This is a genomic window from Eleftheria terrae (assembly GCF_030419005.1).
Taxonomy (GTDB): Bacteria; Pseudomonadota; Gammaproteobacteria; order Burkholderiales; family Burkholderiaceae_C; genus Caldimonas; species Caldimonas terrae.
Genome location: NZ_CP106951.1, coordinates 209,748 through 228,322, shown reverse-complemented (window position 1 = coordinate 228,322; position 18,575 = coordinate 209,748). Strand labels below are relative to the sequence as shown.

General features: G+C 72.0%; 12 protein-coding genes. 3 read left to right on the top strand and 9 right to left on the bottom strand.

Features of this window, described 5'->3' with window-relative positions:
• Positions 1–93 precede the first annotated feature (93 nt).
• Positions 94–990, top strand: coding sequence for a LysR family transcriptional regulator (locus tag N7L95_RS01425; protein ID WP_301258041.1), 897 nt, complete (start codon positions 94–96; stop codon positions 988–990).
• Between the two features lie 115 nt (positions 991–1,105).
• Here the strand turns inward: N7L95_RS01425 and N7L95_RS01420 are convergent, their stop codons facing one another.
• The 3 genes from N7L95_RS01420 to N7L95_RS01410 form a co-directional block, all read right to left on the bottom strand.
• A complete protein-coding gene (locus N7L95_RS01420) occupies positions 1,106–3,328 on the bottom strand; it encodes a helicase-related protein (protein WP_301258040.1) in 2,223 nt (740 codons plus the stop codon).
• Between the two features lie 133 nt (positions 3,329–3,461).
• Positions 3,462–3,776: an acylphosphatase gene (locus N7L95_RS01415; RefSeq protein WP_301258039.1), complete on the bottom strand. Its 315-nt coding sequence runs from the start codon at positions 3,774–3,776 to the stop codon at positions 3,462–3,464.
• Between the two features lie 77 nt (positions 3,777–3,853).
• Complete coding sequence (locus N7L95_RS01410; RefSeq protein WP_301258038.1) at positions 3,854–4,168, bottom strand: EthD family reductase; 315 nt, start codon at positions 4,166–4,168, stop codon at positions 3,854–3,856.
• 430 nt (positions 4,169–4,598) lie between these two features.
• Here N7L95_RS01410 and N7L95_RS01405 point away from each other — a divergent pair, with 430 nt between their 5' ends.
• Positions 4,599–4,808, top strand: a complete 210-nt coding sequence (locus tag N7L95_RS01405; RefSeq protein ID WP_301258037.1) for a DUF4287 domain-containing protein — start codon at positions 4,599–4,601, stop codon at positions 4,806–4,808.
• 156 nt (positions 4,809–4,964) lie between these two features.
• Positions 4,965–5,537, top strand: coding sequence for a hypothetical protein (locus N7L95_RS01400; RefSeq protein WP_301258036.1), 573 nt, complete (start codon positions 4,965–4,967; stop codon positions 5,535–5,537).
• 276 nt (positions 5,538–5,813) lie between these two features.
• Here the strand turns inward: N7L95_RS01400 and recD are convergent, their stop codons facing one another.
• The 6 genes from recD to N7L95_RS01370 all read right to left on the bottom strand — a co-directional run bounded on the left by recD (position 5,814) and on the right by N7L95_RS01370 (position 18,342).
• The gene (gene recD / locus N7L95_RS01395) at positions 5,814–8,045 is read right to left on the bottom strand and encodes an exodeoxyribonuclease V subunit alpha (RefSeq protein ID WP_301258035.1); all 2,232 of its coding nucleotides are present in this window, start codon (positions 8,043–8,045) and stop codon (positions 5,814–5,816) included.
• Positions 8,042–11,695 carry an exodeoxyribonuclease V subunit beta gene (gene recB / locus N7L95_RS01390; RefSeq protein ID WP_301258034.1) on the bottom strand — a complete coding sequence of 1,218 codons (3,654 nt, stop codon included), beginning with the start codon at positions 11,693–11,695 and terminating at the stop codon, positions 8,042–8,044. Before recB ends, recD begins: the two co-directional genes overlap by 4 nt.
• Complete coding sequence (gene recC / locus N7L95_RS01385; protein ID WP_301258033.1) at positions 11,688–15,185, bottom strand: exodeoxyribonuclease V subunit gamma; 3,498 nt, start codon at positions 15,183–15,185, stop codon at positions 11,688–11,690. Before recC ends, recB begins: the two co-directional genes overlap by 8 nt.
• 201 nt (positions 15,186–15,386) lie before the next feature.
• Complete coding sequence (locus N7L95_RS01380; RefSeq protein ID WP_301258032.1) at positions 15,387–16,127, bottom strand: substrate-binding periplasmic protein; 741 nt, start codon at positions 16,125–16,127, stop codon at positions 15,387–15,389.
• A 15-nt stretch (positions 16,128–16,142) separates the two neighbouring features.
• The gene (locus tag N7L95_RS01375) at positions 16,143–17,456 is read right to left on the bottom strand and encodes a GGDEF domain-containing protein (RefSeq protein ID WP_301258031.1); all 1,314 of its coding nucleotides are present in this window, start codon (positions 17,454–17,456) and stop codon (positions 16,143–16,145) included.
• Positions 17,457–17,541: 85 nt separating this feature from the next.
• Positions 17,542–18,342: a substrate-binding periplasmic protein gene (locus N7L95_RS01370; protein ID WP_301258030.1), complete on the bottom strand. Its 801-nt coding sequence runs from the start codon at positions 18,340–18,342 to the stop codon at positions 17,542–17,544.
• Positions 18,343–18,575: the final 233 nt, after the last annotated feature.

Sequence of the window (18,575 nt, the reverse complement as noted above, 5' to 3'; positions counted from 1 at the left end):
GCTCCTTCGTGAATGGATGAAGGCGAGCTTAGCCTCCGGCCCACTACGGATAAACCGCCATAATCTTGATGCAGTGATAAGCAGCGCTTCGCAATGAAATTGACGCAACTGGACGGCCTGCTGGCCTTCGCCATGGTGGCCCGGCATCGCAGCTTCACCGCCGCCGCTTCGGTGCTGGAGGTGACGCCGCCGGCGGTCAGCCAGGCGGTCAAGCAGCTCGAAGGCCGCCTGGGCGTGCGGCTGCTGCACCGCACGACGCGCAGCGTGGGCCTGACCGAGGCGGGCGAACGCTATCTCGCACGGGTGGGCCCGGCGGTCAGCGAGCTGCTGGAGGCCTCGCAAGTGCTGGACAGCTTCCGCGACGGCGTCAGCGGGCGGCTGAAGGTGAACGCGCCGCTGGTGGTGCACGAGATGCTGCTGCGTCCGCTGCTGCCGGGCTTCCTGGCAGCCCACCCGGCGGTGCAGCTGGAGCTGGCCCTGGAAGACGGTTTCGTCGACATCGTGGCGTCGGGCTTTGACCTCGGCATTCGCCTTGGCGCCTCGGTGCAGCGCGACATGGTGGCGGTGCCCCTCACGCGCAGCGAGCGCACCTGCATGGTCGCCTCGCCGGCCTATGCCCGGCAGTACGGCCTGCCCGGGAAGGTGGACGACCTGCGCGACCACCGCTGCATCCGCTACCGCTTCCCGGGCAGCGGGGCCATCTACCGGTGGGAGGTGAAATGCAGGGGCCAGATCGTGGAGGTGGCGGTGGACGGCCCCTTGACGGTGTCCGACAGCCTGAGCATGGCGCAGGCGGCGCTGGACGGCATCGGCATCGCCTATGTGTTCGAGCGGCAGGTGGCGCCCCACCTGGCCGCGGGGCGCCTGCTGCCGGTGCTGCCCAAACTGTGGCCCAGCCACCCCGGGTTTCACTTCTACTACCCGAGCCGGCAGACACCGGCCACCGTGCGCGCGTTCGTGGATCACTGCAAGGCAGGGGTCGAGGAGTGAGCCGGCGCACCGGGCCTTGCGGCCGGCGCCGCCGGCTGCGGTGGCCGCGAGGCCGGACCGGCTCCTGCCCCGGGCGGTGGGTCGCGCTTCGCCGCTACGCGGGGGCGCCTCGCCCCTAGCGCCGCCGCGCCCGCCCGCGCGTCTGCCACAACGGCCGCTTGCCCTTCAGTTGCCGCTCGATGCCGTCATTGAGCCGCAGGCGCAGGTCGTCGACCGCTTCCACATGGCCATAGACGTCATGGAAGCGCTGGTCCAGCCACAGCCACAGCGTGCAGGAGCGCAAGCCCTGCTCCATGCGGTCGAGCCGGCTGTGTTCGTCCACGTCCTGCAGGAACCAGGGCTGCCCGGCCCGGCCGGTGTGGGCGTGGCTCTCGGTCCAGCTGAGGAACTCGTGCAGCTGGGTCTCGGTGCGTGTGTCGACCGGCGCCTGCGCATAGATGAAGCGCTCGCGCAGCGGCAGCCGGCTGGCGGTGCGGTCGAGCTGCTCCGCGAGCTCCAGCATCTGCTCCAGCTCGGCCACCTCGAAGTGGGCGGTGTCGAGCTTGAGCTGGTCCATGAAGATCCCCAGCACCTCACGCAGCCGGGTCTTGCCGAGGCGCGAGGCGATGGTGCTCACATGCCACCAGTTCGGCGCCACCGGCGCCTTGAAGTTGCGCGGGGCGCGCGGCGTCTTCTCCAGCAGCTCCTTCAGCTCGCGGCCGGCACCGGCCTCAGCCTCCTGCAGCACGCCGGCGAAACCCTCCTCGTGCATGCCGAAGCGGCCGGCCCGGCCGGCGATCTGGTGGGTCTCGGAGACGCCCAGCAGCCGGTCTTCCTGGCCGTCGAACTTGGTCAGGGTGCTGAACAGCACCCGGCGGATCGGCAGGTTCAGGCCCATGCCGATGGCATCGGTGGCCACCAGGATGTGCGACTCGCCCTGGGCGAAGCGCTCGGCCTCGCGGCGCCGCACCTCCGGCGGCAGCGCGCCGTAGATGACCGACACCGGCCGCCCATGGGCACCGATCTGGTCGCGCAGCATCAGCACGTCCTTGCGGCTGAAGGCGACCACCGCATCCCCCTTCTTCAGCGAAGCCAGCGGCACCGGCGCCGGCAGCAGCTCCACATGCTGCTTGCGCTCGAAGTGCACCACCTCGTGGCTTTCGCCGCACAGGCCCAGCAGGTTGCCGATGGCGCGGGCCGCATAAGCCGAGCAGATGATGATGACCTCGCGTGCCGGCACGCCGACGATGGCCTGGGTCCAGGCCCAGCCGCGCGAGGCGTCGAAGATCATCTGCGCCTCGTCGATCACCGCCACGTCGACCTCGTCGGAGGTGTTGACCATCTCGATGGTGCTGGACACCACCCGGGCGTCCTCGGCCGGCACGTTTTCTTCCCCGGTGCGCAGCGAGCACGGCACGCCGCGCGCTTGCAGGCGGTCGCGGCCCTCCAGCGCCAGCAGCCGCAGCGGCGCCAGGTAGGCACCGTGGCCGGCCGCGGCCAGCCGCTCGAAGGCCGCATAGGTCTTGCCGCTGTTGGGTGGGCCGACGAACAGCCGCACCCGGCGCTGCAGCCGCCGCGCCAGCGGGAAGGTGTCGGGATAGCCCTGGAAGGCCAGTTCGCTGTTCAGGTCGGCCAGCGTGTCGAGCTCGGTCACGCGGTGCTGCCAGCGCTCCAGCGCACGGCTGCAACCGGACTTGAGGGCGTCCAGGCTGCGCGGCTTGGCGCATTCGGCCTGCAGCCCGGCCAGCAGCGACGGCAGCTGCCGCTCGTTGTGGCGGCGCGCCTGCGCCATCAGGCCGTCGAGGTGGGCCTGCAGCGCGGCCGCACCGGGATAGCGGGCGGGCGGCCCCAGTGCCGCCAGCAGCGCGGCCTGGTCGCCGGTGCGAAAGAAGGCCCAGACGGCGGCCGCGTCGATCGGTGCATAAAAGGCGACCGGCACCCGCCAGTCGGGCGCGCCGGCCAGGGCCAGCTCCTCGTTGCTCAGCCGCTCCCAGCCATTGCCGCTGCGCACGATGCCGAGCGCTTCGAGCGCCGCGCCACGGCCGGTGAGCACGGTCCGCAGCTCGCGCGCGGGCACTGCGTCGAGGTGGCACAGGGCTTCGTCCATCAGGGTGGGCGCGATCCAGCGGCTGGGTCGTGCACCAGGCACCCCCTTCTGCAGCAGCACCAGTCCCAGCCAGTCGAGGTGGTCCTCGTCCTCGGCCGCGTCGCCCTCGGCAAAGTCGGCCGGCTTCACCACCTGCGGCAGGTGGTAGGCGGCCTTGCGGATGCGCTGCACCTGCTCGGGCGCAAGGTGGGGCGGAATGCGGCTGGCGTGGCTGGGGTCGGGCAGGAGGCGGGGTTCAGCGGCAGAGGACATGGACACAGGCAAAGGCTACCCCGGGACCCGGCACACCGGGCACGGCGCCGGCAAGCCGGGCGGGGCCAGCAGGAAAAGCCCCGATTTTGCACCGCCGCGCCATGCACCCGTGGCACGCGGGGTGCCGCGCTGGTCAGCCGGTGGCGAAACCGTGCCGGCCGGCAGGCTGGGCAGCTTCGCGCCGCACCTCCTCGACCATGACGCCGGCCGGCCCCTGGGCCAGCCACAGCGCCAGCTGCTCGATGGCGGCGGCCGGGCCCTCGGCCATCACCTCGACACGGCCGTCGGACAGGTTGCGGGCAAAGCCGTCGAGACCCAGGAGTTCGGCCTGCCGGCGCGTCGCCGCGCGAAAGCCGACGCCCTGCACCAGGCCGCTGACGAGGAAATGCGCCGCCGTGCGCGAGGCTGCGCCGGCGGGCGATGGATGGGAGGGAGTGGTGCTGTGCATCGCCGCAGTATGCGCGCCCTGCCCCGCGCCGGCGAAGCTGGCCCTGCTGGTGCCGCGGCCGCCGCTTCGGCGCCGGCTCAGTCCACCACCACTTCGCTGATCTGCAGCAGCGGCGTCAGGTCGGTGTAGTTCGCGACGTCGGCCATGATCTCCTGCGCATGCGGGCCAAAGCCGGCCTGGAAGGCCTCCAGCGAGTCGCAGAAGATGTGGCACATCGCCACATAGGGTGGCGCCGAGCCGGGCGCGCCGCCGGCCAGGCCCTTGTCCACCGTGTAGGAGCGGCAGTGCTCGCCCAGCCGGGCCTGCACCATGGGCATGTGCTGGTCACGGTAGTACGCGTGGTCGAAGCGGGCGCCCGGCGTGTTGGGATACATCACGCTGACCTTGATCATTGGCATCTCCTGGAGTGGGGTCGGGCAGCATAAGACATCCAGCGCTCGTGCCAGAGGTCGCCCGGGTCCATTGATGGCGCACGAGACGGAAAGACACGGCGACGACAACGCTTCCAACGTCCCCTGGCGTTCGACGTGCCATGCAATCGCAGATGCTGTCGGGAGCCGCTGTGCAGGCCGCCGGTCCATGGAGCTGCCGGGCTTTGCAAGCAAGCGATCCGGGCGATACTCGGAGCGGTCCACCTCCGCGCGGCCGCTCACGTCGAGCGACAAGCCGCGCTTGTGCCGGGACGAACTCCTGTCGAAATCGAGCCTGCCTGTTCGTCGTGAGGGTGAAGCGGCATTGCCGTTTCAATCGTCGGGCCCAGCAGGGCGAGCGACCTGCCCTGCTCTGCCGAGCCCTCCTCCGTGTGTTTCGTCGAGGTGAATAATGGAGCCAACAGAAAAGTCGAAGGGCCCTGCTTCCTACTTTCCGTCCATCGAGAAGAAGTATGGCCAGCCGGTGGAGCATTGGTTCGGGGTGCTGCGAGAGGCCGGGCAGCTCAAGCATATGGAGTTGGTCGGCCTGCTCAAGTCGGAGCATGGACTCGGTCATGGCCATGCCAATGCACTGGTCGCCTACCACTTGGCCCAGCAGTAGCTTGCAGCCCGGCGCTGATTGCGGCGCGGGCCTGCCCAGCAGGCGGGGGCCAATGTCCCCGTCGGGCGGGCGTGCCCCGGCAAGCCGGGTCGCCCGCTCATGTCCAAGGTGGGCGCACGGCCGCCTTCGGGGCCGTGGTTTCGATGTCCCAAGGCGATGAAGCCATTGCTGTCCGAATCCTCGATCCAGATGCTGATCCATCAGCAGCCGATCTCGGATCGACATCCGTGGGCGTCCGGCGACCCCATGGCAGTCGAGGCTCACCTCAAGGCCACGTGCGCAGCGGTCTCGCGATCGACCCGCGCCCTGTCGCGCATTGAATGGAACCACTACGGCTCAGGCTATGCCTCGTTCATCGATGCATGGTTCTACAAGCGCGACCCGGGCTTCGATGTGAAGAAGCGCTCGGGCTACCAGGAAGAACACACCGGACTGGTCGTGCTCTTCAGTCGCTTGTCGCCGTACTGCGTCTTCATGGAGGGTGAGAAGCGGTGGGACCAGCGCGGCACTGTCAGCTATATGCCGGAGTTCGACATGGTCGACAGGATCACCACACCAGCCGTGGCGAAGCTGAGCGAGGAAGTGCAGCCCGTTCTCGAATCATTCGGCTTGATTCGGGTCGGCAGGAGCGAACTGCACGAGCCGCTCTCGGCGGGCGTTCACGTGGCGACGAACCTGGCGACTCACGGACTGAGCCAGTTCGACGCCCTATTCCACTGGGAAGACTGAACTCTGCCCCTGGGGAAAGAGCGAAGTGGTGGCAGCGTCGCCTCAGCGGGTACCACGACACCGCCCAGCATGGCATTCATTGCAGGACGATCGCGCTGCGCGCTCGGAGAGCCGCGTGGATGCCGGCGGCCCTTCCCGGGTGGCGACAACGGCAGGTCAACACGGACAGAACGAAGAGCTCGATGAGCCGCTTGAAGTGGCGGGTTGTTGAACCGGGCGATCCAGCCGGCATTGCCGGACAGGGCCCGGGCCCGGCGGGCAGCCATCCGGCCCCGCCTACCAAAGGCTGCCCTGGGTCCAGGGCGCCGGGGCCCCGCCGGGGGCCTCGGCGCCGCCTCCGGCCGCAGGCGCGGGTGGGCCGTCGGCCGGGGCCGCCGCCTCGTCCAGGGACGATGATTCGGCCGGGCCGCCCGGCGAAGCAGCCGCCCCGCAGCTGCCCAAGGTTGGGCCAGCGCCGCCAGCCAGGGGCGCCGCAGCAGCGGGCGGCCCGGGCCGCCGCTGCAGGGCCTCGATGGCCGGCGCCAGGCCGCTGCCGCGCCGGGTGGTGCGGCCGAGCGCCGCCTCGAAGCCGGCCGGCCGCGCGGTCAGCAGCGACAGGGCGGCCCGCGCCCGGGTGATGCCGGTGTAGACCAGCTCGCGCGTGAGCATGCCCTTGTCGTCCTCCGGCAGGGCCAGCACGGTGTGGGCGAATTCCGAGCCCTGGGACTTGTGCACCGTCATCGCGAAGGCGGTCTCGACGTCCGCCAGCCGGCTCACCAGCACCGAGCGCAGCCGCTCGCCATCCTTGAAATAGACCCGCAGCGCCGCGCCCGCCGCACCGAAGGGCCGCAGCGCAATGCCGACGTCGCCGTTGAACACGCCCAGGGTCGCGTCGTTGCGGGTCACCATCACCGGCCGGCCTTCGTACCACTCGCCGCGCCGGGCCAGCCAGCGCGCCTCCACCAGCGCCGCCTCGATGGCCTGGTTGAGCCCGGCCACCCCCCACTCCCCCTCGCGCAGCGCGCACAGCACGCGGAAGCGGTCGAAAGCGTCCAGCACCGCCCGCGCCCATGCTTCGTGTGCCGCGGCATCGCCGGCTGGCGGGCGCTCGTGCAGCCGCTCCAGGTAGGCTCGGTAGCCGCCAGGTGCGCCGGGGCGGCCCTGCAGCGCCAGCTGCACCACGGCCTGCGGCGAAGCCTGCTCCTGCCATCCCAGCGCGCCTTCGCCACCGGAGCGCAGCACGGCGGCGGCCTGCGCCACGTCGCCCGCATTGACCGCCTGCGCCAGCCGGCCCAGCGGGCCACCAAAGCGCCGGCTTTCCCGCAGCATCACCGTCTGCTGCGCCAGCGGCGTGCCGGCCCCCAGCCAGCGCGCGGGCAGCGCCTGGCCGCCCGCCTGCAGCAGGTAGTCGCGAGTGGCGGCGTCGTAGCGGCCGGCCTCCGCGCCGCGGCACAGGTCGCCCAGCACCGAGCCGGCCTCCACCGAGGCCAGCTGGTCCTTGTCGCCGAGCAGCACCAGGCGGGTCGCCGGTGGCAGCGCGTCGAGCAAGGCGCTCATCATCTCCAGGTGCACCATGGAAGCCTCGTCGACCACCAGCACGTCCACTTCCAGCGGGTGGGCCGCATCGTGGCGGAAGCGCCGCGTGTCGGGCAGCACGCCGAGCAGCGCATGCAGCGTGCGGGCCGCGCCCAGCCGGGCGGTGTAGGCCGCCAGGCCGGGCAGCTCGGCGGCCAGCGCCGGCTGCAAGGCCTGCAGCACGTCTTCGATGGACTGCCGCAGCCGCGCGGCGGCCTTGCCGGTGGGCGCAGCCAGGGCCACGCGCAGTTGCTGGCCGGCCGGCTGCATGGCGTGCAGCAGCGCCAGCAGCCGCGCCACGGTGTAGGTCTTGCCGGTGCCGGGGCCGCCGGTGATGATGGACAGCCGGCCCCGCAGCGCGACCGCACAGGCCGCCTTCTGCCAGTCCACCGCGTCGTCCGGCCGGGGCTCGGCCGCATCGAACAGGCGGTCCAGCCAGTGGCGCGCCCGGGCGGTGTCCACCGGCAGCGGCTCGGCGACCCGCCGGGCCACCTCGGCGGCAATGCGCTGCTCGTAGCGCCAGTAGCGCCGCAGGTAGAGCCGGCCGTCGGCCAGCACCAGCGGCTCCTGGCCCTGGCCGCCGTCGGCCCCGGCCACCAGCTCGCACTGCCGCAGCGCGCCCAGCCATGGCGCCGCGGTGGCCGGCAAGCCGTCCAGCACCGCCTGCAGCGCCTGGGTCGCGGGAGGCGGCCACCCCAGCAAGGCGTCAGGCGCCGACAGCAGCTCGCCCAGGTCCAGGCAGGCGTGGCCGCGACCCTCCAGGTGGGCCAGCAAGGCGGCTGCGAGCAGCACCGGCTCCGGGGCCTGCGGCGCCAGCTGGGCCACGAAGCGGGCAAAGGCGGCATCGAGCCGGCGCAGCCAGCCTCGCTCGCTCCAGTCGCCGAGCTGCTGCAGCAGCGCTTCGCGGCCGCCGCTGGCGGGCTGGCGGGACGGCAGGTGGTCGTCCTTCATCATGGCTGCACCTCGGACGGCAGGCCGACGGCCTGGTCCAGCGCATCGAGCAGCGCCGGCAGCGCCGGGATGTGGCAACAGCCGGCGGCGGGGCCCCGGATGCCGCGCAGGAACAGGAAGATGGCGCCGCCGAGCTGGCGGGCCGGGTCGTAGCCGGCGCCCAGGCGGGCCCGCAGCAGGCGGTGCAGCGCCAGCAGGTAGAGCGCGGCCTGCACCTCGTAGCGGTGCTGCGCCATGGCGGCCTGCAGGGCGGCGGCGCTGTAGTCCTCGTCGCGCGTGCCGAGGGCGTTGGACTTGTAGTCGAGCACCCAGTAGCGGCCTGCATGCTCGAACACCTGGTCGGCAAAGCCCATCAACATGCCGCGCAGCGTGCGCTCGGGCAGCGGCGGGCGCGGCAGCCCGTCGAGCAGGTGGCGGCGGCACAGCGCATCCACCTCGGCGGTGCGCAGGCCGTCGCTGGCGAACCAGAACTCCATCTCGGGCAGCCCGCCGCGCAGCGCCTGCAGCGGCACTCCCAGCGGTGGCAGCGGGGTGGCCAGCACCGCCTGCAGCCAGTCCAGCACATCGTGCTGGCGGTCGCCCGCGCCGTGCCGTTCGCAGCGGCGCAGCAGCTGTTGCTGCAGCTCCGGGGAATCGGCCAGCGCGAAGCCTTCGTCGGCCAGCCATTCGAGCTGGTCATGCAGGAAGTTGCCGTGCCGCGCGCCGCGCGGGTAGCGGTGCCAGGGCGCGTCGCCGGGACGGACCTGCAGCGGCTCGGCCGCCTCGTCGCCGGAGCCGGCCAGCAGCTCCTCCTCGCGGGCGCCGGCCTCCAGCAGGCCTTCCACCCGCGGCACGCGCAGGTCGCGCACCATCAGCGAGAAGCTGCCGATCTGCCAGTCGCGCTCGAACCGGCCCTGGTAGCGGCCGGCCGCTTGCAGCGCATCGCCCGCCGCACGGGAGCGCATCGGCGTGCAGCCGGTGACACCATCGGCCGCCTGCAGGACGATGTCCGCGCCGCCCTCGGCCCAGGCCTGCAGGTAGCGGCCGATCTCCGCCGCCTGCACATCGGGCGGCACGCCGAGCAGGTGGCCCATCGCGCTGCGCGGCAGGCCGCAGCGGCTGGCGCGGCCGTCCTTCAGCGCGCTGACGCCCAGCCAGAGGGCATGCCGGGCACGGGTCAGCGCGACGTACAGCAGCCGCAGGTCCTCGCGCTTGCGCTCGAGGTCGGCCGCCTCCACCACCTCCGCGCTGGGGCTCAGTTCCACGCTGCGGCGCCCGGCCGCATCGACCCGCTCGAAGAGCCGGTCGCCGGCCGATACCGGCCGGCAGCCGCACACGAAGGGCAGGTAGACCAGCGGGTACTCCAGGCCCTTGGACTTGTGCACCGTCACCACCTGCACCAGGTCGGCATCGCTTTCCAGGCGCACCACCCGCTCGTCGGCACTGCCGCCCTGCCCCTGCAGCTGCTCCAGCAGCCAGCGCACCAGGCCCTGCTCGCCCTGCACCTGCCGGCTGGCGCCCTGCAGCAGCTCGGCCAGGTGCAGGTAGTTGGTCAGGCGCCGCTCGCCGTCCGCGGCCGCCAGCCAGCGCGCCGGCAGCTCCAGCAGGTGCAGCGTCTGGCGCAGCATGGCCAGCACGCCCTGGTGCAGCCACACTGCATGCAGCGTGGCGAGCTGGGCGAGGCGCTCCTCCCAGGCATCGTCATCCGCCGCATGGGCGGCCAGCTGCTCCAGCGACAGGCCGATCAGCGAGCTGGCGAAGGCCGCCCGGGCCCGCCGCATGTCGCGCGGCGAGGCGACGGCGCGCAGCCAGGCCAGCAGGTCACGCGCTTCCAGGCTGTCGAACACCGAGTCCTTGTCCGACAGGTAGACCGAGGGCACCCCGCGGCGCCGCAGCTCGCGCTGCACCAGGGCGGCTTCCCGCCCGGTGCGCACCAGCACCGCGACATCGGCCGGCCGCAGCGGCACCGGCGGGCGGCCGGGCTGCTCGAAGCCGGCCTGCCGGTCGTTCAGCAGGCCGACGATGTGCTCGGCACAGCGCGCCGCGAAACGGCGGTTGGCGGTGTCGGCATTGAGCAGCTCCTCTTCATGGCACAGCGTCATCGCAGGCAGCGGGCCAGCGGCGCTCACCAGCGTCTCGGGCCGGCCGCTGGCCTGCACCGGCTCGAAGGGCAGCCGGTTCTCGCCGCCCTCTGCGCGGAACAGGAAGGCGCCGCCCGGCCGCTGCTCGGCCTGCACGAAGAGCTGGTTGACCGCCGCCACCAGCCGGGCGGTGGAGCGGTAGTTGGTGCCCAGCATGTAGTGGCGGCCGGCGGTGGCATGGCGGGCGTCGAGGTAGCTGTAGATGTCGGCGCCCCGGAAGCGGTAGATCGACTGCTTGGGGTCGCCGATGAGGAACAGCGCGGTGGCCGGATCGTTGTCGGCCGTGCGGTAGAGCCGGTCGAACAGGCGGTACTGCAGCGGCGAGGTGTCCTGGAACTCGTCGATCAACGCCACCGGGTACTGCTGCAGAACGCGCTCGCGCAGCCGCTCGCCGTTCGGGCCCGCCAGCGCGGCATCGAGCCGCTCCAGCATGTCGGCAAAGCCGAAGCTGCCGGCCTGCTGCTTCAGCGCCGCCAGGCGGCGTGCCACCCAGGCGGCAGCATGCAGGCGCAGCGTGGCCTGCGGCTCGGGCAGCTGGCGCAGGCCGGCCTGCAGCCGGGCGAAGTCGGCGAACTCCTGCGGCCAGGCCGGCTCAGGGCCCTTCCATACCGCGCGCAGCCCGTCCACCGTGAGCCGCTCGGCGCCCTTGCCGAGGTCCGGTGCATCGGCCTGCGGATCGAGCGCCCAGGCCCGCAGCTGCTGCAGCCACTGCTGGTAGTGGTGGGCCTTCAGCGACTGCTTCTGCAGCGGGCTGGGCTGGGCCTCGTAGTGCCCGTCGAGCCAGGCGCGCATGCGCTCGGCCTTGTCGGCCCAGCCGGCCTTGAGGGCCGCCAGCGCGCGGTCGCGCTCCTCGTACAGCTGCAGCGCCAGCACGCCCAGCGGCGGCAGCGCGCCGTCGCGGTGGCGTTGCGGATGGGCCTGCAGGCTGGCCACGTCGGCCTGCAGCTCGTCCACATGCGGCCAGACGGCCAGCACCGCCTCCAGCGCCCTGCCGTCCAGTGGATAGACCTGCTGCCGCCAATAGTCGCGCGCGGCCTCCTGCAGCAGGCGGCTTTCGTCGGCGAGCAGCTCTTCGTCGAACAGGCAGCCGCTGTCGAAGGCATGCTCGCGCAGCATGCGCTGGCACCAGGCATCGATGGTGAAGACCGCCGCGTCGTCCATCGCCTCGGCCGCCGATGCCAGCCGCCAGGCGGCGCGCCGGCGCGCCTCGCCTTCCGGGTGGGCCTCCAGCAGCGCCTGCAGCAGGCTGTCGTGCGGCGCCGGCTCGGCCTGGCCACGGAAGCAGCGGGCGGCGTCCAGCAGCCGGGCCCGGATGCGATCGGACAGCTCCCGCGTGGCGGCGCGGGTGAAGGTCATCACGAGGATCTCGGCCGGCAGCAGCGCACGGCCGAAGGCCGCACCGGCCTCGCCGTGCCCGAGCACCAGGCGCAGGTAGACGGCGGCAATGGTCCAGGTCTTGCCGGTGCCGGCGCTGGCCTCGATCAGGCGGCTGCCCCACAGCGGCAGGCGCAGGACGTCGAGTGCTTCACTCATCGCCGGCCTCCCCGGCCAGGTCGGCCGCGCCGGCCAGGGCCACGGCCCGGCCATGCTGCTTGAGCCAGTCCCACACCGGCAGGTAGAGGCGCCCGGCCAGCGACGCGAAGCGGCCATCGGCACACAGCGCCTCGAAGTCGGGGAACACCCGCGCGAGGAAGGGGTCGTCGCGCTCGGCCGGCAGGCGCTGGCGGGTCCCGGCCTGGCCGTCGTAGAGCGGCGCCGCCTTGGCCGCGTCGCCGCTCATTGCATAGGCGAACCCCGCCCCGCGCGACAGCGGCAGCGGCGCGGCCATGCCCTCGCGCCAGGTTTCCATCAGCACCTGCAGGTGCCCGGTGGCCTGCTCGGCGGGCAGCGCCTCCACCGTCACCACCGCGTCGCGGCCCACGATCATGCCGCGCAGGGGAATGCCGCAGGCGGCCGCGACCAGGGTGCGCACCCAGGCGCCCAGCAGGCGCTCGGGCCGCCAGGCGATGCTCACGCTGCCCTTCTTCTCGTCGCGCTTGACGCCGGCCAGCCGGCTGGCACGCATCTCGATCCACAGCGGCCGGCCCTGGTCGTCGTGCAGGCCTTCGAGCCAGTCTTCCAGCACCAGGCCGTCATGCTCGAACCGCAGCGGCTGCTTGTCGTAGGCGCGCGGGTGGGCCTGCCGCAGGCGCTGCCATTCGCGCACCATCGGCTCGGCCACGCCCAGCAGGCTGTGCCGGGCGCGGCCGGCCAGCGCCGCCAGCGGCAACCGGCCGGCCCGCTGCTGTTGCAGCGCGCGGCGCTGCAGGCCGCGCACCAGCGCGTCGGCGTCCTGCCAGTCGCCGGCGGCGGCGCTGTCGAGCAGGCCGGCCAGCAGCTGGTACTCGGCCAGGCCCGCAAGGTGGAAGGGTTCGTCCTGCTCCAGCGCTTCCTCGACCGCCTCGAAGCGCACGTCCAGCCGCACGCGGAAGAACTCGCGCACCGGGTGGTTGAGGAAATCCACCAGCGGCTGCAAGCCCAGCGGCACGCCGGGCTCGGGCTGGTAGGGCGGCAGGCCGGCGGCCGCCGGCCTGCCGCCTTCGCCTGCGTGGGCGCTGCGCCATTCGCGGGCGAAGGTGTACAGCTCGGCCGGACCGTCCTGCTCGAAGTAGCGGCGGCTGAAGGGCTGCAGCGGATGCTCGGTGGTGAGGCGGGCCAGCGCGGCCTCGCCCCAGCCGGCCCGCAGGTAGTCGCGCAGCTGGGCCACCAGCACCGAGGGCGGCTGCTCGCTGTTGTCGCGCACGCTGCGGCCGGTCCAGCTGACATAGAGGACACGGCGGGCCGACAGCAGCGCCTCGAGCACCAGGTAGCGGTCGTCGTCGCGCTTGGAGCGGTCGCCGGGACGGCGCTGCTGCGGCAGGCTCATCAGGTCGAAGTCGGTGCGGCTGGTCTGGCGCGGGTAGTCGCCGTCGTTCATGCCGAGCAGGCACACCACCTCGAAGGGAATGGCCCGCATCGGCATCAGGGTGCAGAAGGTCACGCCGCCGCCGCGGAAGCGCCGGTTCAGCGTCGGCTCGTCCACGCCGGACAGCCAGGCCTCGCGCAGCACCGCCAGCGGCACCGCCTCGTCGAAGCGGGCCGCGTCGCAGGCCTCGCGCCAGCGGGCCAGGGCCGCCTCCAGGGCGGCCACGCTCAGGCGCTCCATCTCGTCGCCGGCATCGACGAAGTCGTCCAGCAAGCGGCGGGCTCGCTCGGTCCACTCGGCCGGCGAGGCCGCCCGGCAGGCCTCGCGCTCCCAGGCGGCCAGGCGGTCCAGCAGCAGCGCCAGCGAGCCGGCCAGGCCGGCCTCCAGCCCGGCGACCTCGGCATAGGGCTCGATGCCGGCGAAGTCCGCGTCTTCACCGCTCGCATAGCCCAGCAACATTCGCTGCAGGCCGAACAGCCAGGTGTTCTGCTCGCCACAGACCTCGAGCCCCAGTACGGCCCGCTGCCCGGCATGCAGGCCCCAGCGGACGCCGGCACCGTCGATCCAGGCCATCAGCCGCTCGCGGTCCTCCTCGCCCAGCCCGAAGCGCCGCGCGATGCCGGGCACCTCCAGCAGGTCGCGGATCTCGCCCACCCGGAACCGGTGCTGCGGCAGCCGCAGCAACCATTCGAGGGCCACCAGCAGGGGGTTGTGGCCGCGCTGCTGCTGGTCGGCGATCTCGAACGGGATGTAGCGCGGGTCCTGCCGCGCATACTGGCCGAACACCGCCTGGATGGCCGGCGCGAAGGCGGCGATGTCGGGCACCATCACCACCACGTCGCGCGGCGCCAGCGGCCGCCCCCCGGGCGGTTGCGCAAGCAGGGCCAGCAGGCGGTCCTGCAGGATCTCCAGCTCGCGCTGGGCGCTGTGGGCGACGTGGAAGACGATGGAGCGGTCGTCGTCCGCCAGTGGCGCCGGCGGCTCCTCGGGCGCCAGCGGCACCAGGTCGCGGATGCGGGCCTGCACCTGCTCCAGCAGGGTCTGGCCCTCGCCATCGTCGAACAGGTCGATGCGCGGCAGGCTGAACTGCTGCCGGGCGGCCTGGGCGTCGTCAAAGACATCCAGCAGGCGCACGAAGTCGCGGCCCTGGCGGCCCCAGGCCGCCAGCAGCGGGTGGCCATGCGCATGCAGGTCCTCCACCGGGATGTCGGCCAGCTCGCGGCCCTGGCGCAGCGGCTGGCGGCGCCGCTGCAGCTGCAGCAGCTCGCGGCCGTCGATCAGGTCGGCCCAGTGGTACTGGCAGGGGTTGGGGATGCACATCACCACCTGCGTGTGGCCGGCCAGGGCGGCCAGCGCCTCCAGCGTCTGCATCGGCACATGCGACATGCCGAACAGCACCACCCGGCGCGGCAGCGGCGCCGCCGGCGGCTGGCCGGAAGCCAGCGCCTGCAGCACCCGCCGGTGCAGCCGGGGCCGCACGCCTTCGCGACCGGCCTCGTCCAGGCCGGCCAGCAGCTCGCGCCACAGCGCAGGCTGCCAGCGCTGGTCAGCCGGCACCGGCAGCGGCTGGCCTTGCGGCCGTGGCAGCTCGTCCTGGCCGCGGCCCCAGGCGTCGAGCCAGTCGGCGCGATAGACCTGGTACTGGTCATACAGGTCGGCCAGGCGTTGCGCGAGCTGCAGCCGGCGCAGCAGCGTGTCGGCCCCCTCGCCGAGGAAACGCGCCAGCGGCGCGAAGTCGGCCCGCTCCAGGTGCAAGGGCAGCAGCCGCATGAAGCGCCAGACCAGCGCCTGGCGCCCGAGCGGCGACTGGGCCGGCACCGCGTTGCGGCCCAGCACCTGGCGCCAGGCCCGCCACAGGAAACGCGCCGGCAGCTCCACCCGGGTGGCGGCGCAGATGCCCTGGCTCTCGGCCAGCGCCATCTTGAGCCATTCGGCCACGCCGTTGCTCTGCACGAGGAAGACCTCTTCCTCCAGCGGCTGCAGCGGGTGGCTTTCGATCCAGGCGAAGACGGTGTCCCTCAGCAGTTCGAGGCGATTGCCGTGCAGCACCAGCAGGCCGGGCCGGATGTCGGCCGTCATCGGGCCACGCCCCGCCCCGCCGCCCGCCCTGGCGGGGGCGGCCGGTGCCGGTGGGAAGTGGGGACGAGGCCAGGCCGGCCGGATGCGCGCGTACAGCTCATCGCGGCAGTGTAAAGAATGCCGCAGCGCCCCGCGCAGGAAGGGCCGGGCGCCCCGGCTCGCCAGCCGGCCGCCCCGGGAGCCTGGGGCACCGCACGCGCCTCAGGGACGCAGGCGCATCAGCCGGCCGACCGTGCCGTCGGCCTTCACCTTGAGGAAGCCGACGCGGGTGCGCTCGACCAGTTCGTCGGACGTCTTCAGGCCATAGGCCATGTAGAGGCTGGCACTCAGCTCGTCGAGCGTCAGCACCCGCTCGATGCGGGCACAGTCGGTGCGCGTCTCGGCGCACAGGTCCAGCAGGTCGTTTTCCGGCAGCGGGATCAGCTGGATCTGGCCGGCCAGCAACTTGCGGAAGTTGTCGATGTTGTGGGCCGAGACCACGATCTTCGTGAAGCCCTTGCCCTGCAGGTACTGGTGGCGCAGGTCATCGCGCGTCACGCCCACCGAGAAGTTGCGCGCGTCTTCCAGGCGGCCCACCGTCACCTCGCGGCGATCCTTCAGCCGGTAGAGGTGGTACTCCATCTTCATGAACTCGCCCACCCACTTGAACTGCGACTCGCGCTGCGGCGTGCGGGCGATCAGGAAGATCAGCACATTGGGCTCGTTGCGGGCCAGGTCCAGGGCCCGGGCCCAGGGATAGAGCGAAATGCGCCAATCGCTCAGGCCGGCCCGCTCCAGGCTCATCTCGACGATCTCGGTGGCCGGCCCGGCTACCTTGCCGTTGCGCAGGAAGGTGTAGGGCGTGGCCTCGGTGACGGCCTGCACCTGCACCTTCTGCGCCACTGCGAGCCGGCAAGCCGGCGCGAGCAGCACCAGCAGCGCCAGCAGCAAGGACTTCTTCATGCACCTCTCCCTCGGTCAATGTGCCACCTGGTTGCGGCCCCGGGTCTTGGCCCGGTACAGTGCCTCATCGGCATGCTGCAGCAGCACGTCGAAGCGGTCCATCGTGGCGGCATTGAACTGTGCCACGCCGACACTCAGCGTGACATGCGGCGCCACCTCCGACCCCGCATGCGGGATCGCACAGGCCGCCACCGCCAGGCGCAGTCGCTCGCCCAGATCATGGGCGCGAGCCGCGTCCACGCCGGGCAGGAGCACCGCGAATTCCTCGCCGCCGATGCGCGCGGGCAGCTCGCCGGCCCGCCCGAAGCTGTCCTTCAGCACCTGGGCCACCGCCTGCAGGCAGCGGTCGCCGTTGGCATGCCCGTAGGCGTCGTTGAAGCGCTTGAAGAAATCGACGTCACATAGCAGCACCGACAGCGGCAGCTGCGACCGCCGCGCACGGCGCAGCTCGATTTCCTTCATCTCGTCGAAATGCCGGCGGTTCGGCAGGCCGGTGAGCGGGTCGCTGCGCGACAGCTCCTCCAGCCGCGCAATGGCGGCTTCGAGCTCCTTGGTGCGGTCGTGCACCAGGTCGGCCAGGGTGTCGCGGTGGGCGGCCAGCTCGCGCTCGTACTGGCGCTGCCGCTCCAGGTAGTCGTAGAGGCTGCTCTGCAGCTGGTTGACGCCGGACTCCAGCTGGCTCAACTCGTCATCGCGGGCGGCCTTGCGCGGCAGCACCAGCGGCGTGCGCAGCGTCTCCGGCGAAAGCGCCGCCAGGTGGCGGGCGATCAGCTTCACATGGACGGTCACCGAGCGGTTGAACAACCACATCACCAGGCCCGCCAGCAGCACCGATTGCACCAGCTGGGTGATGACGATGCTGGCCACCTCACCGCCCAGGCGTTCCCACAGCACCCGCTCGTCCGCATCGAGCGTCAGCTCGCCGACCTGCTCGCTCGCGCCGGCATACGGCTCGTAGACCAGCATGTGGCGCAGCGAGGGCATGTGGTCGGCCGGCGACCAGCCGGGGCGCAGCCGCTCGATCACCTCGGGCTGGCGGTTGGCATGCTGGATCTTCAGCTGCACCCGGCCCACCGCGCTCACTTGCGCGGCGCTCGCCATGTGGGTGTTCAGCGTGTCGCGGTCCATCTCCCAGATGGCCTTGGCCAGCGTGCGGTTGAAGACCTGGTCGACCTGCTCCAGCTCGTGGTTCAGGTCGGCCATGTGGCCCTGCCAGGCAGACCAGGTGCGCACGGCCACCGCCACCAACGTGAACAGCAGGCAGAAGCAGATGGTCACCAGCGCCACCCGGCGTCCCAGCGACCGCGCCGCGCGGCGCCCGGGCTTCATGAGCGCGCGCCCCTGGCCGGGCCGGGAAACGGGGACGGGAAATGCGGCGGCCGTGGCACGGCCTGGATCGTGAGCGAAGTCCACGCTACAGCCATTTGCGTCGCAACGCCTCGTACTTGCCGTTCTTGCGGATCGTCTCCAGCCCCTTGCGGAAGCGCTCGACCAGGGCGTCCGACGTCTTGGCGCCGAAAGCCATGCTGAGGCCTTCGTCACTGGCGAGTTCGGGCAGCTCCAGCACCCGCACCAGGCCGGTCTCGGGATCGCCACCACCGCGCCGCACCATGTAGCGCGCCGCCGCCTGGTTGGAGATCCACAGGTCGACACGACCGAGCTTGAGCTTGTCGTAGTTGAACTCGTACTTGTTGCTCGACTGCAGGTTCTTGCCGATCACGAAGCCCTTGGACACCAGGTACTGCTCGCCGACATCCTCGTTCACCGTGGCGACCTGGTACTTCTTGGCATCTTCCAGCCGGCTCAGGCGAATCGGGCTGCCGGGTGCCGCGAACAGCGCCCATTCGGAGGTGGCGATCGAGCCCACCCACTTGAACATCTTCTCGCGCGCTGGAGTGCGGGCGATGGAGTAGATCAGCACGTTCTCGCCGTTGCGCGCGATGTCGTAGGCCCGTGCCCACGGCATGGACTGGATGGTGGCCGTCACGCCGACCTCCTTGAGCACCGCCTCGACCACTTCGGTGCTGAAGCCGGTGAGCTTGCCGTTCTCCGTCATGTTGTACGGCGGCAGCTCCTCGGTCACCACCCGGATCTCCTGCGCCCGGGCCGCCAGCAGCGGCAGCAGCAGCAGCAGGCAGGCACCGAGCAGCAGGGCGCGACGGCCCCGCAGAGGGTAACCGGACGACAGCAGCGCGAAGAAGGTGGCGATGGGCATGGCATCAAGCAGTTGCAGGTCCTGCCTCCCGACCCGATGGCGGAATCGTGCAGCGGAACTTCTAGCTTATCGTCAGAGGCGGCGTGAAGTTGAGCCGTTTCGGTACATCCAGCACGACACGCGCCCAGAAAAAATCACGCCCTGCTGCCCCGGGCTGGGCGCGGGCCGGCCGCCATCGCGGCAGCTGCCCAGGCCTGCAGGCTTGCCGGATTGTCCCCGGCCACCCCCAGTGT

What these genes read in the sequence shown, in the direction of transcription:
- recD (WP_301258035.1), bottom strand. Translation starts at nt 8,045, where the DNA reads ATGATGAAGGACGACCACCTGCCGTCCCGCCAGCCCGCCAGCGGCGGC.
- N7L95_RS01415 (WP_301258039.1), bottom strand. Translation starts at nt 3,776, where the DNA reads ATGCACAGCACCACTCCCTCCCATCCATCGCCCGCCGGCGCAGCCTCG.
- N7L95_RS01400 (WP_301258036.1), top strand. Translation starts at nt 4,965, where the DNA reads ATGAAGCCATTGCTGTCCGAATCCTCGATCCAGATGCTGATCCATCAG.
- N7L95_RS01425 (WP_301258041.1), top strand. Translation starts at nt 94, where the DNA reads ATGAAATTGACGCAACTGGACGGCCTGCTGGCCTTCGCCATGGTGGCC.
- N7L95_RS01370 (WP_301258030.1), bottom strand. Translation starts at nt 18,342, where the DNA reads ATGCCCATCGCCACCTTCTTCGCGCTGCTGTCGTCCGGTTACCCTCTG.
- N7L95_RS01410 (WP_301258038.1), bottom strand. Translation starts at nt 4,168, where the DNA reads ATGATCAAGGTCAGCGTGATGTATCCCAACACGCCGGGCGCCCGCTTC.
- N7L95_RS01375 (WP_301258031.1), bottom strand. Translation starts at nt 17,456, where the DNA reads ATGAAGCCCGGGCGCCGCGCGGCGCGGTCGCTGGGACGCCGGGTGGCG.
- N7L95_RS01405 (WP_301258037.1), top strand. Translation starts at nt 4,599, where the DNA reads ATGGAGCCAACAGAAAAGTCGAAGGGCCCTGCTTCCTACTTTCCGTCC.
- recC (WP_301258033.1), bottom strand. Translation starts at nt 15,185, where the DNA reads ATGACGGCCGACATCCGGCCCGGCCTGCTGGTGCTGCACGGCAATCGC.
- recB (WP_301258034.1), bottom strand. Translation starts at nt 11,695, where the DNA reads ATGAGTGAAGCACTCGACGTCCTGCGCCTGCCGCTGTGGGGCAGCCGC.
- N7L95_RS01420 (WP_301258040.1), bottom strand. Translation starts at nt 3,328, where the DNA reads ATGTCCTCTGCCGCTGAACCCCGCCTCCTGCCCGACCCCAGCCACGCC.
- N7L95_RS01380 (WP_301258032.1), bottom strand. Translation starts at nt 16,127, where the DNA reads ATGAAGAAGTCCTTGCTGCTGGCGCTGCTGGTGCTGCTCGCGCCGGCT.